Origin of the sequence: Corallococcus sp. AB049A (assembly GCF_003668885.1) — a bacterium.
In the GTDB taxonomy this organism is placed as follows: Bacteria; Myxococcota; Myxococcia; order Myxococcales; family Myxococcaceae; genus Corallococcus; species Corallococcus interemptor.
Map to the genome: position 1 here is coordinate 1 of NZ_RAWL01000060.1, position 13,288 is coordinate 13,288.

Below are 13,288 nucleotides of genomic sequence, written 5' to 3' on the forward strand. Positions count from 1 at the left end.
GCTTCCGCGGCCGGCGCCCCCACGCCGGCCCGCGTCTCCCCGAGCGGTACAGCGCCGGACCCTTCGACTCCGGGGCCCGCTGGCCGTGCGGGCGGATACCGGGGGCGCGTGCTGGTGGGGCTTGGCCTGGCCCTGGGCGTGTCCCTGTTCCTGGCGCACGGCCTGCTCGCGCGCGCCAACCAGGAGCGCGCGGCCGAGCGTGAGCAGCGCACGGCCACCGTGTCCCTGTTGGGGCTGGCGGACCTGGTGCAGCGCGCGGGCGGCACGGGCGACGGCGTGAAGGCCGTGGTGGCGGGCTGGCCCGGCGTGCCGGGCAGCTCCGTGCGCGTCATCGCCTTCAGCGGCATCAAGCTGGAGGCGTCCACCTTCCCGGAGGACACCGGGGACAAGGCGGCGCCGCGCCGGCTGTCGCGCGAGGAGAAGCCGCTGTACGACCGCGGCCAGCGCCTGCGCGCCGCGGTGGAGACGAACCGCGAGGAGGGCAGCGCGCGCAAGCCGGAGGTGGAGTCCGAGCTGCTGGACAACGGCGCCACGCGCCTGCTGTCCGCGCCGGTGGAGGTGGACGGGCAGGTGGTGGGCTCCGTGGAGTCCCGCACCCCGGTGGTGGTGAAGGGCGAGACGCCTTCGTGGACGCCGGTGCTGCTGGCGTTCCTCCTGCCGCTGGCGGCGTGCGCGGCGGCGGTGTTCGCGCTGTCGCGCCAGGGCGTGCGCGTGGCGGTGGCGGCGGTGCTGTTCCTGGTGGGCCTGGGCAGCTACACCGTCTACTCGCTGCGCGCGCTGGACGCGGAGCTGCGCGAGACGGAGGACGCGGTCAGCGCGGAGCTGCGCACGCGCGGTGAGAAGGCGCAGGCGCTGATTTCCGCCAACAACCTCAATGCCGAACCCGCGCTGAAGCCCGGCGCGTGGGACGCGGACGCCATGCGCCGCCCGCTGGGCCGGCTGACGGAGTCCGGTGCGCCGGACGCAGGCAAGCTGGCGGCGGCGGGCGCGCAGGTGCGCGGCAACGCGACGAAGGCGCTGGGCGCGCTGGGCGTGCTGTGCCTGGCGGTGCTGCTGTTCATTGGCCTGGGCGCGCTGCACCGCGCGGCGGCCACGGCGGTGGAGCACCGGCAGGCGTACGCGTACATCCTGCCCGCCATGCTGGGCATGGTGGTGCTGGTGTTCTTCCCCTTCGCCTACGGCATCACGCTGTCGTTCACGGACGCCAACCTCTACAACAGCAGCCAGCCGCTGTCGGAGTTGTGGGTGGGCTTCCGCAACTACGTGGACATCCTGGGCGACTTCAGCTTCGCGAAGACGGCGGCGGACGGAACGCTGGTCTTCAACTACCTGAACTTCTATTACACGCTGCTCTTCACCATCGTGTGGACGGTCACCAACGTGACCATCGGCGTGACGGTGGGTCTGCTGCTGGCGCTGGCGCTCAACGTGCCGAATCTGAAGATGCGGCCGGTGTACCGCGTGCTGCTCATCCTGCCGTGGGCCATGCCCAACTACATCACCGCGCTCATCTGGAAGGGCATGTTCCACCAGCAGTTCGGCGTGGTGAACCACGTCATCCGGATGTTCGGTGGAGAAGGCCTGGCGTGGTTCGACTCACCGCTCACGTCGTTCTTCACGGCGCTGGCCACCAACGGCTGGCTGTCCTTCCCGTTCATGATGGTGGTGTCGCTGGGCGCGCTCCAGTCCATCCCGGGTGAGCTCTACGAAGCGGCGCGCGTGGACGGCGCCAACCGGTGGCAGCAGTTCACCGCCATCACGCTGCCCGCGCTGAAGCCCGCGCTGGTGCCGGCGGTCATCCTGTCGGTGGTGTGGACCTTCAACATGTTCAACATCATCTTCCTGGTGACGGGCGGCGACCCGGGCGGCTCCACCGAAATCCTGGTCACCCAGGCGTACAAGTTCGCCTTCGAGCGCTACCGCCACGGCTACGCGGCGGCGTACTCCACCGTCATCTTCGGCATCCTGCTCATCTACAGCATGGTGCAGAACCGCATGAGCCGCGCCACGGAGGCCGCGTAACCCATGGCGCTCTTCTCCGAACGTCGTGAAGGCATCCCCCACCTGCCGCTGCACGCGGTGCTGATTGCCTTCACCCTCTTCACCATCTACCCCATCCTCTGGGTGGTGAGCCTGGCCTTCTCCGGCAAGCAGAGCCTGGCCATCGCCACGCTGCCGGAGAACCCCACCTTCTGGGACCGGCTGCGCGCGGTGACGCCGTGGCCTGAGTCCTTCAGCGTCTCCAACTTCGTGTCGGTGATGTCCGACCAGCCGTTCGCGAAGTGGATGCTCAACAGCGCCATCGTGGCCATTGGCACCACGGTGCTGGGCGTCTTCATGGCGTGCACGGCGGCGTATGCCTTCAGCCGCTTCAAGTTCCCCGGCCAGCGCGCGGGCATGATGGCGTTCCTCGTGTCCCAGATGTTCCCGGGCACGCTGATGCTCATCCCGCTCTACATCATCCTGGTGCAGTGGCTGGGCCTGGGCAGCAGCCGGCTGGGCCTCATCATCGTGTACGCCACCACGTCCATCCCGTTCAGCGTGTGGATGCTCAAGGGCTACTTCGACACCATCCCCAAGGACCTGGAGGAGGCGGCGCTGATGGACGGCGCGTCTCCGGGGCGCATCTTCTGGAGCATCATCCTGCCGCTGGCCAAGCCCGCGGTGGCGGTGACGGCGCTGTTCAGCTTCATGACGGCGTGGAACGAGTTCATCCTCGCGGCGACGTTCATGGACCAGGAAGCCATGTACACGGCGCCGGTGGGCCTGCGCTTCTTCGTGGGCGGCTTCAGCCAGCAGTGGGGCTACTTCGCGGCCGGCTCCATCATCGTGTCCGTGCCCGTCGTGTTCCTCTTCCTCTTTTTGCAGAAGTACCTCGTCTCCGGGCTCACCGCCGGTGGCGTGAAGGGTTAGTCCGCAGTCCTTTTCGTCTGTCGTTGCAAGGAGCAAACACCCCCATGATCAACCCCCGCATTGCAGTCCTCACCCTGGCCGCCTCGCTGTCCGCGGCGCCGGCCCTGGCCGAGAAGGTGTCGTTCAAGGACCCCACCGGCGACGACAAGGGCCCCGGCAAGTACACCTACCCGACGGACCCCGTGTACAAGCCGGGCTCGTTCGACCTGACCGGCTTCAAGCTGGACCAGGGCGGCAACAAGACGGACGTGGAGATCCAGCTGAAGGCCTCGCTGGAGAACCCCTGGAAGATGGCGGACGGCTTCTCCGTGCAGGAGGTCTTCATCTTCATCGACACGGACCACAAGGTGGGCAGCGGCTTCACGGACAGCCCCCCGGGCCTGAACGTCTCCTTCGCGCCGGAAGACGCGTGGGACAAGGTCATCATCATCTCGCCGCAGGGCTCCTCCCGCGTGCGCGCGGAGGCCAACAACAAGGCCGGCGCCATGAAGGGCGCCGTCGTGGTGCCCACCAAGGTGCGCGCCTCCGGCAACAAGATCACCGCCACGGTCATGAACGCGGACCTGGGCGCCGGTAACCCCTCCACCTGGGGCTACCAGGTCGTGATGCAGTCCAACGAGGGCTTCCCCGCGGACAACGACCTGCTCACCCGCCGCGTCAACGAGTACGAGGGCCAGCACCGCTTCGGCGGCGGCTCCGACTTCAACTGCGATCCGCACGTGATTGACGTGCTCGCGGGTCAGGGCAAGGGCGACAGCTCTGAAATCAAGGCTCAGTACGACATGCTGGCCTACGAGTGCGCGGGTGACGGTTCCGCCACGAAGAAGGCCACGCTGAAGATGGTCTCCGGCGAGAAGCGCCCGGCGGCGCAGGGTGGCGCGGCGGCGGCCCCGGCCCAGGCTCCGGCCGCTCCGGCTGCCCCGGCGGCTCCTCCGGCCCCGGCTCCGGCGCCCACGCCGGCCGCTCCGGCTGGAACGACGGTCGCTCCGGCGCCGACGACGGCCACGCCCACGAAGTAGTGGGTGGCGGACTGTTCAAAACAGTCCGTTTCAAGGTTTGATGCAACACGGGGAGGGCTGCCGTGGTGACCCCGCGGCGGCCCGGGAGAGGGGATGACCCCCCTCTGATTCAAAGGCTTTCTGAAAAGGGTTTTCCGGACATCATGAAGAATCGCAAGAACGTGGTGCGGGGAGCGTGTGCGCTCACCGTTGCGGTCGGCCTCATTCCCGGGGCGGCCATGGCGCAGGACAGCGGCCCCAAGCTCACCATTGGCGGCACGACCTATACGAAGTACCTCTGGGGCACGCAGCGCGACCAGGGCGCGATGTACAACTTCACCACGGTGCCCGGTGAAGGCTACGGCGACAACGGCATCGGCACGGAGCTGGAGCTGCTGCTGAACGCGAAGATCTCCCCGCAGGTGGAGGTCAACGGCCGCATCCACAGCCGCTTCAACCAGAACTTCTGGACGAACTTCGGCGGCTTCGGCGGCCGCAACCCGCCGACGAACTGCACCGCGGGCGACTGCGGCGAGTTCGACCCGCGCTCCAACCAGTACATCAAGCTGCGCGGCATGTCCGTGACGCTGCGTCCGGGCTACCTCATCGACTCGGCGCTCATCGGCGCGACGGACCTGGGCCAGTTCGACCCGTTCGTCATCGGCCGCGTCCGTTACATCGACCGCGACAACGCGGCGGCCATCATGCTGCAGGGCTCCAACTTCGAGCGGAAGCTCACGTGGGACGCGGCGCGCATCTCGCTGCCCCGCTTGTGGGCGGGCCCGAACTTCAGCACGGGCGCCTTCCACGCGCGTGACGCGGCGTACGGCTTCCAGGCGAAGTTCACCCCGAACGAGCTCTTCGACGTGGGCGGCATCTTCCAGTACGCCAACGACCAGGAGATCAACCCGGAGGACACGAACCTCGACGACGGCCGTGACCTGACCCCGCGCTACCGCAACGGTGTGGGCGGCCTGAAGGCGGGCCTGCACATGGGCTCGTGGCTGGACGTGCGCGGCGCCGTGTACACGTCGTACTCCAACGCGGACCCCGTGCTGTCGCCGGCGAACTTCGGCGGCATCGGTGGCTACAGCGCGGTGCTGGCCGGTCACCACACGGACCAGACGTACATGCTGAACGCGTCCCTCAACGACCCGCTGGACGTGGGCCTGTCATTCAACTTCCAGCTGTTCAGCATCGGCGCGGACTACGTGGCCGTGATGGCCAGCCGCCGGGAGGCGGACGTGCTGCTCACGGAAGGCCACGACGGCAGCTTCGCGTTCCCGGGCCCGTCCAACGCGTCCTACGGCATCTACAAGGGCAACCCCACCCGCATCGGTTACGGCGGCTGGACGAGCGAGGCCCAGCAGGTCGCGACCATCAACGTGGACAACGACTTCACGGACTTCGACGAGCCCATGGCGGAGACGGCCATCGGTTGGAAGGGCGTGACGGCGAACCCGGTCTACACGAACGGCGCGCTGGAGCTGGGTGGTGAGTACTCGTTCATCACGTACAACACCAACTGGCAGGCGTACGGCAACGACCGCGAGTCGCTGAACAACAGCCAGTACCCGGGCACGGAGCTGGACTCCGGCGTGGGCCACAACTTCCGCACGGCCTACCAGCCCTTCCAGGACAAGCGGACGCACCTGGTCGCGCTGCGCGCCAAGTACGTGGTGGACGTGCTGAAGGGCATCGATGTGTTCGGCAAGTTCAAGTACATCCACGAGTCGGACAAGCGCCTGAACGACCCGCGCTTCCTGCCCTACCAGGCGGGTGCGTGCCCGGGTGGCGCGGCGGCGTGCGACAACTCGCTCATCAACGAGTACAGCCCCGGCAACAGCACGTCCGGCCTCTACCGCAACCCGGACGTCATCACGAACAGCCAGGGTGACACGGGCTACGAGTTCAAGCCGTTCGACAACATCGCGGACGACGACCGCCTGCTGGACTACACGACGTTCACGGCTGGCGCGGGCTACCAGTTCACGGACGACCTGTACGTGTCCGCCAGCTACTCCAAGTTCTTCGCGGACCTGCTGGATGGCAACACGGCGTTCCAGGCATACAACAACCACGAGATGGCGTCCGGTAAGCACAACAAGAACCAGGTGCTGGTGAAGGCGCGCTACATCCTGTCCGGCGTGGAGTTCGGCCTGGAGGGCCAGTACGCGTTCGGCACGTTCCGTCCGGACTTCGGCGACGGCTTCGTGGTGCAGTACGCGGACGACACCATCGCGGCCGACCACGGCGTGGCGGTGGGTTCGCGCGGATTCATCAACCGCAACAAGGGTTGGAACAGCCTGGAGGAGCGCAACTTCGACCACATGCGCGTCAAGGCGTTCATGAAGGCGCAGTTCTAGTCACAGCGCGCCCTGCTCGCGGCGGGGCCTGCGGTTGATGCGAGAGGAGCCCGGGGCGCCTGTGAAGGCACTCCGGGCTCCTTGCGTTTGGGGCACCGCGCGGTACACCTGGACGGGCCGTCCCTTCGTGCATGAGGTGCCCTTCCATGTTCGTGCGTTCCCGCGTGTCCGCGCTCCTGCTCGCTTCCTCCCTGGCCGCGTGTTCCGGCGGAAAGACGCGCGAGGACGCGCTGCTGTTCCGGCTGACGGATCCGGTGGGGGATGACCACGGCGACGGCGAGCTGGTGTATCCGCGCCGCACGGACCTGGGGCGCGGGGACCTGGACGTGGTGGCGGTGGCGGCGTTCGCGGACGACCAGGCGACGCGGTTCGAGGTGACGTTCGCGCACCCCATCACGAGGCCGTCGCGCGCGCAGTCGGTGGACCTGGAGGGGGCGACGGTCGCGGAGCGCGCGCGGCACGGCTTCTACACGTTCAACGTGGACCTGTACGTGGATCAGGACCGGAAGCCCGGCTCCGGGCGCACGGACACGCTGCCGGGGCGGGGGCTCACGCTGGCGGCGGATTCCGGTTGGGAGAAGGCGGTGGTGCTGACGCCGCGCCCCTATGAGGCGCGCGAGGCGCTGCGCAAGAGCTGGCGGCAGGCGGCCCTGGACGCGTACGAGAAGAAGTCGGGAGGCATTGGCGGCAAGGTGGAGTCGGAGCTGAACGCGGCCACGGAGCAGGAGCTGGAGGCGCGCGTGTTCTTCCCCACCATCATCCAGGTGAGTGGCCGCACCGTGAGCTTCCTGGTGCCGGACCGCTTCCTGGGCGGACACGCGAGCGCGGACTGGGGCTATGGCGTGGCGGTGACGGGCGCGACCCTGGAGCGGCGCGTGGCGCTGGGCGGGATGTTTGGTGGGGACACGAACGCGAACCCGCGGTTGATGGCGATGGGCATCATGCCCGGCGAGCCGGTCAACGACCGCTTCGGTGGCGGGCGCAAGGGAGACCCGTCGCAGTCGCCGGTGGTGGACCTGCTGGTGGCACCGGGCACGACGCAGGAAGAGATCCTGGGGCCCACGCGGCCTGGGTGGAGCGTGGTGGTGCCTTCGGGGAAGACCGTGGCTCCGGTGGAGGATGCCGGGGTGCCCGAGGACATGCCGGACGCAGGGAGCGTGGGTCCTTCGTCGCCCGCCCCGTGACGGTTGGCTCCCGCGTTGTGCGTGGGAGGTCCTGGTTGAGGTGAGTCCGCGCGGTCGAGGATGGAGGCCTTGGAGGCATCCATGTCCTCGTGTCCGAGCTGGGTGGTCGCGGTGCTGCTGCTGTTGCTGGGCACGGGGTGTTCAGCGACGCGTGGCGTCCGGCTGAAGACGGGGCGGGAGGCTCCGGTCGTCCATGTGCCTCGGGCGGAGGTCGCGCCCGTGGAGTTGGGCGAGGACACGTTCCAGGAGGCGGTGCGGACGCTGGCTGCGTCGCCGGGCTCCATGGGGGCTTACGCGCATGTGCGCGGGCGGCTGGGGCTGGTCTCCGTGGAGGAGCCTGCTCGGGCCCGGTTGCTGGGGGATGACCTGGCGAGCGCCTATGGCCGGTGGTGCCAGCGCAAGCAGACGCCGGGGGACTGTCTTCAACTGTTGGATCACGGTCCCACGCTGGATGAGGACGGACGGCGTTCTCTGGCGTTCGCCATCGCGTTGGACTCGGTGTGGGACGAGACGTCGGAAGCGCTGGTGGGGATGACGGACCGGCGCGCGGTGCTCACCACGATTGTCGCGACGGGCACCGTGTATCTGGCGCTGTGGTTGCTGCCGGAGCCTGTGTCGAAGGGCCTCGCGGCGACGATGACGGTGGTGCTCATCGCCTATCTGGGCATCGACACGGTGTGGAACCTCATCCAGGGGTGGATTGAGTTGTCCGAACAGGCCCGGGTGGCCCGGACGTTCGATGAGCTTCGTGATGCAGGGGAGGAGTACGGCGAGGTGATGGGGAAGAACGCGGCTCGGGCGTTCGTGATGCTGGCGCTGGCGGCGGTGGGGAGCACGGCGGAGACGTTCGCCGCGAAGGTCGCGACGCTCCCGGGTTCAGGGCAGGCCTCGCTGGTGGCCGCGGAGATGGGCGGCTTCCGGCTGGCCGCGGCGGCGCAGGTGGAGTCCGCGGCCGTGTCCTCCGAGGGTGTCGTCACGCTGGTGCTGGCGCCGAACGCGGTGGCGATGTCCGCGCGGGAAGACAAGGGGCCTGTCGCGACGGGCGTGGATGCAAAGGGGCAGGAACACCACATCGCATCCAACAAGTTCTGGAACGCCACGAATCGCGGCGGCCCGTGGTCGCCCGAGTTCCAGAAGATCTTCGACAAGGCGGGAATGTCGCTCGATGACGCAGCGAACAAGGTGTCCGTGCCAGGGCATCGGGGCCCGCATCCAGAGGCGTACCACCGTCGGGTGTTCACTGCGTTGAGGGATGCGACGGCAACGTGCCGAACCATGCAAGACTGCCGCGCTTCGTTGACGAGAGCGCTGCAACGGCTTGCGAGCCAGATCCGGCAGCCGGGGACGGATCTGAATCGATGGGTTACCGGCTCGGAGTGACATGGGAGTGTCGTCCATGGCGAAGAACTACTTCGACCTCTACGCGCGCGTCGCGGAAGGACTCTGGTGCCTGGGACATCCGCTCGACGCTCGGCGGCGAGAGCTTGAGGACCCCTGGCAATTCAGTATGGGCGAGCCTGCCCACTTCAAGGAGCAGATCAAGCTTCCGCTGGACGTGGAGGGAGAATCCCGTGACTTCTCCCACGCGGCGTTCGGTACTCCGGTGGTCAATGCGAAGCTGGCCGCACTCTTCCAGGAGCTGGCTCCCCATGACGTGGAGTTGATTCCCGTCGAGGTCGACGGCCACGCAGGGCCGTACTTCATCCTCAATGCCCTCCGTAAGTTCACATGCATCGATACCGAGGCTTCCGCGGAAGTGGACTACTGGACCGAGGAGGATGGGCTTCCTGAAAAGGTTGGGAAGCTCTTCTCCATCTCGGGCATGCGTATCGACCCATCGAAGGTAGGAGACGCCAAGGTGTTCCGTCCGTCGGAGTGGAAGGGGTCGCTCCTCGTCTCAGAGGACATCAAGGACGCGATGGAGCGCGCGGGCATCACGGGCGCGGTGTTCGAAGCGGTCACGGGCCCACCAACTTTCGATCCGGTTCGCCGCGCGGAGACGAAGAGGCGTGGCGAGTTGTGGAACCAGGCTCGCTATGCCCGTGCGGCCGTGTGGCGCGGGCTCGGCACCCTGTCTGACGACTTCTACATCCCTCCCGTCGTGGGCGGCCCATGGCCCGCCAAGAGCCAGCACTGGAGCGCCATGCGCCGTCCTGACGGCCACATGCTCATCGTGACCGACGGGCTGTCCGATCCCTTCTCCGACGTCCTGGACCGGCCCACCGCGGGCTTCGGACTCGAACTCGCCATCGAGACCCCGGAGCCACTGGGGGAGGTGTGGAAGAGCTGGCCGGTGCACCTGCTCGAACGCGTTGCCTACGAGGTCGCTGAGTTCGAGAAGCTCCGTGTCACCCTGGCCAACGGCACGCTGTCCATGGAGGTGGACGGCGTGGGCATGCCCGAAACCCTCGTCACCTCCGAGGGCCGTGTGGCCGTGCTCATCGGCATGGAGACGGACTCACTGCCCTCGCGCTTCACCCTCCCGGGCGGCGAGGTCCGGCTCCTCACCGTGAAGGTGCTGATGCCAGCGGAGCTGACGTGGCTGCTCCGTCAGGGCAGGGGCGCGGCGGCGGAGCTCATCCGCCACTTCAAGGCCGCGGGAGAGGGCCACCTCTCCCGTTCGTGGCGCCAGCCCGTCGTCAGCTAGCGCAGCCGCCAGATGCCCGTGGAGCGCCCGGGGATGCTCGTCTTCCACGCTCCCGTGCCTCCAGTGAGCGGCGCCACTCCGTTGTCCAGGAACAGCGGCTCCGCCGTCGTGGCCTCCACGTTGAACGGTCCCACGGACTCCTGCGCGGTGGAGAAGTTGTGGACCACCAGCACCTGCTCGTCGTCCAGCGTCCTCACGAACGCCAGCGTGCGTGAGACTCCCGTCGTTGGCGTGAAGAGCCGCAGGCCTCCGTTGCGCAGCGCCTCCGAACCCTGGCGCGCGTGGATGAGGTTCCGGTAGCGCGACAGGAGCGAACCCGGGTTGCGCCGCTGCGCCTCCACGTTCGCTGTCTCCCGGCCGTTGGAGAACGCGTACCACGGGGAGCCCGTCGTGAAGCCTCCGCCCGCGGCCGCGCTCCAGGGCATCGGCGTGCGCTTGGACTCGTCGTTGTTGGCGTTGCCGTTCCCCAGGCCCACCTCCTCGCCGTAGTAGAGGAACGGCGCCCCCGGCAGCGTCAGCAGCACCGCCGCCGCCAGCCCCAGCTTCGCTCCGTCGTTGGCGAACTGCGTCGCCAGCCGCACCTGGTCGTGGTTGGTGAGGAAGGGCGCGTCCGCCACTCCCGCCGGGTACTGGTTCTTCATCTCCAACAGCTTCGCCGCCACGCCGCCGCTGTTGCCGGAGGTGATGGCCTCCAGCACCCGCGCGGACATGGGGAAGTTGAAGTTGAGCGGCAGCTCGTCCCCGCCCGGCACCGTCGCCGTGGAGCCGTAGTACTTGGCCACCGACGGCGTCTCGCTCCAGGCCTCGCCCACCAGCACCGCGTCCGGCTTCACCGAACGCACGTGCGCGGCGAACTCCCTCCAGAAGGCGTGCGTCTCCGGCGTGTCCGCCTGGCCCGCGCCGCTGCCCGTCTCGATGAGGTAGCGCGCGGCGTCCAGCCGGAAGCCGTCCACGCCGCGCTGGAGCCACAGCGTCGCCAGGCGCTTCACCTCTTCACGCACCGCGGGCGTCTGGAGGTTCAGGTCCGGCATGCCGCCCCAGAACGCGCCGTAGTACCAGCCGGTGTCCTGCGGGTGCCACGTGTTGGTCTGCGAGTACATGTCCCACGGCTGCGCCCAGCCCGGGTTGTTCCCGCGCCACTGATACCAATCCCGCTTCGGCGACTGCGCCGACGACGCCGAGTCCACGAACCACGGATGCTGCGAGCTGGTGTGGTTGATGACGAAGTCCAGGATGACGCGCATGCCCCGGCGGTGCGCTTCGTCACACAACCGCTGCAGGTCCTCCAGCGAGCCGTAGGCGGACTGGATGCGCTCGTAATCCGTCACGTCGTAGCCGTGGTAGCTGGGTGACGCGAACACCGGCATCAGCCACAGCGCGTCCACGCCCAGGTCGTCCGTCGTCGCCGGGTTGCCGTCGTTCAGGTAGTCCAGCCGCGAGATGAGGCCCGGCAGGTCTCCCACGCCGTCGCCGTTGGAGTCCTGGAAGCTGCGGACGAACACCTCGTAGAACACCGCGCCCCGGTACCACCCGTCCCCCGCGGGCGCGGCGAGCGTGATGTTTCCAGTGCCACTCGGGGTCGGCGTGGGGGAGGGCGAGGAACCGGCGCAGGCCCACAGCAGGGCCGCGCCGCAGAGGGAGAGTCCACGGAGGGGGCGCATGGCTTCTTCCTCTAACAGCGAACGTTCCACGCGGGCCAGCGGGCGGCCCGGATGCCACGCGAGTAGGCTTGGGCCCAACATGTCTCACCCCGCGCGCCGCCTCCATTCCCTGCATATCCGGCAGGGGCACCCGGACTTCCTCGACCTTCCGTGGGAGCTGCCGCTGGAGGCGTGGACCGAGCGTTCACCGCGCGTGGTGGAGGTGCCGCGCGGCCTGTCCCGGCACGTCGTGGTCTTCGTCAGCTATGGCGCCACCATCTACGCCTTCAAGGAGACCCCCGCGCGCGTGGCGCAGCGCGAGTACGACCTCCTGCGCGGCCTGGAGGACCGCCGGCTGCCGTCGGTGTGCCCCGTGGGCATCGCCGTCCAGACGGAGGAGGGGACGGACTCCGCGCCCGGGGACAGGCCTGGACTGCTGATCACGCAGTATCTCGCGTCGTCGCTGCCGTACCGCGCGCTGTTCATGCACCAGGGCCTGGAGCGCTACCGGTCCCGGCTGTTGGACGCGATGGCGGGCCTGCTGGTGCGGCTGCACCTGGGCGGCTTCTTCTGGGGCGACTGCTCGCTGTCCAACGTGCTCTTCCGCCGCGACGCGGGCGAGCTGCAGGCGTACGCGGTGGACGCGGAGACGTCCGAGCTGCACGAACAGCTCTCCGCCGGCCAGCGGGAGATGGACCTTCAAATCATGGAGGAGAACGTCGCCGGAGGCCTGGCGGACCTGGCCGCTCGCGTGGAGCTGGCGGAGGAATTGCCGCAGGAGCTGGAGGCCTGGCAGGAGACGGCGGCCAGCATCCGCCAGCGCTACGAGCGGCTGTGGGCTGAAATCAACCGCGAGCTCATCCTCCAGCCGCACGAGAGCTATCGCATCCACGAGCGGATCCGCACGCTCAACGACCTGGGCTTCTCCGTGGGCGAGGTGGAGCTGCTGGCGAGCGGGCAGGGCAGCCAGCTGCGCATGCGCACCATCGTCACGGACCGTGAGTACCACCGGCACCAGCTGCACTCGCTCACCGGCATCGTCGCGGAGGAGCGCCAGGCGAGCCTGCTGCTCAACGAGATGCAGGAGATGAAGGCCACGCTCACGCGCAAGCTGGACCGCAGCGTGCCCCTGAGCGTGGCCGCGTTCCGCTGGCTGGACGAGCGCTACCACCCCACGCTGTCACGCCTGCAGAAGGAGCTGGGCCGCGCGGCCGACACCGCGGAGCTCTACTGCCAGGTGCTAGAGCACAAGTGGTTCCTGTCCGAGCGCGCCAGGCGCGACGTGGGCCTGGACGCGGCCGTGCAGGACTACATGGCCCTCAGCCGCAAGCAGCCCGGCATCGCGCCGCTGCTCGAGGACGCGGCGCGGGACCCGAAGGCGCTGTAACCCCTCGCGCCACAGGACCCCAAGGGACTGTGACAGCCAGTGCCACACATTCCTTCTGGGGACCGGGATCCTGCGCGGAGAGTCATTGGCATGACGGGTGAATGCGGGCGCTGGCCATCTTCCCGGGATTTTCCCCGGGATCTGACAGGAGTC

At 68.4% G+C, this 13,288-nt stretch carries 9 protein-coding genes; 8 read left to right on the top strand and 1 reads right to left on the bottom strand.

Annotated elements, in window-relative coordinates; translation table 11 throughout:
• From D7X55_RS09295 to D7X55_RS09325, 7 genes are all read left to right on the top strand, one after another.
• The coding region (locus D7X55_RS09295) for a carbohydrate ABC transporter permease (protein WP_407921763.1) at window positions 1–2,022 on the top strand (2,022 nt) is incomplete at its 5' end.
• A 3-nt stretch (window positions 2,023–2,025) separates the two neighbouring features.
• The gene (locus tag D7X55_RS09300; RefSeq protein WP_121722852.1) at window positions 2,026–2,913 is read left to right on the top strand and encodes a sugar ABC transporter permease; all 888 of its coding nucleotides are present in this window, start codon (window positions 2,026–2,028) and stop codon (window positions 2,911–2,913) included.
• A 44-nt stretch (window positions 2,914–2,957) separates the two neighbouring features.
• On the top strand, window positions 2,958–3,932 hold the full coding sequence (locus D7X55_RS09305; RefSeq protein WP_121722853.1) for a glucodextranase DOMON-like domain-containing protein: 975 nt from the start codon (window positions 2,958–2,960) through the stop codon (window positions 3,930–3,932).
• 143 nt (window positions 3,933–4,075) lie between these two features.
• Window positions 4,076–6,277: a hypothetical protein gene (locus D7X55_RS09310; protein WP_121722854.1), complete on the top strand. Its 2,202-nt coding sequence runs from the start codon at window positions 4,076–4,078 to the stop codon at window positions 6,275–6,277.
• A gap of 146 nt (window positions 6,278–6,423) precedes the next feature.
• Window positions 6,424–7,461 carry a glucodextranase DOMON-like domain-containing protein gene (locus tag D7X55_RS09315; RefSeq protein ID WP_158626346.1) on the top strand — a complete coding sequence of 346 codons (1,038 nt, stop codon included), beginning with the start codon at window positions 6,424–6,426 and terminating at the stop codon, window positions 7,459–7,461.
• An 81-nt stretch (window positions 7,462–7,542) separates the two neighbouring features.
• Window positions 7,543–8,841 (top strand): AHH domain-containing protein, encoded by a 1,299-nt coding sequence (locus tag D7X55_RS09320; RefSeq protein ID WP_121722867.1) that lies wholly within the window; start codon window positions 7,543–7,545, stop codon window positions 8,839–8,841.
• A gap of 16 nt (window positions 8,842–8,857) precedes the next feature.
• The gene (locus D7X55_RS09325; RefSeq protein WP_121722868.1) at window positions 8,858–10,108 is read left to right on the top strand and encodes an imm11 family protein; all 1,251 of its coding nucleotides are present in this window, start codon (window positions 8,858–8,860) and stop codon (window positions 10,106–10,108) included.
• Here D7X55_RS09325 and D7X55_RS09330 read toward each other — a convergent pair.
• Window positions 10,105–11,769: an alpha-amylase family glycosyl hydrolase gene (locus D7X55_RS09330; RefSeq protein ID WP_121722856.1), complete on the bottom strand. Its 1,665-nt coding sequence runs from the start codon at window positions 11,767–11,769 to the stop codon at window positions 10,105–10,107. The two genes, D7X55_RS09325 and D7X55_RS09330, sit on opposite strands and share 4 nt — an antisense overlap.
• Before the next feature lie 79 nt (window positions 11,770–11,848).
• On the opposite strand from D7X55_RS09330, the gene D7X55_RS09335 reads away from it, so the two are divergent.
• On the top strand, window positions 11,849–13,135 hold the full coding sequence (locus tag D7X55_RS09335; RefSeq protein WP_121722857.1) for a DUF4032 domain-containing protein: 1,287 nt from the start codon (window positions 11,849–11,851) through the stop codon (window positions 13,133–13,135).
• Window positions 13,136–13,288: the final 153 nt, after the last annotated feature.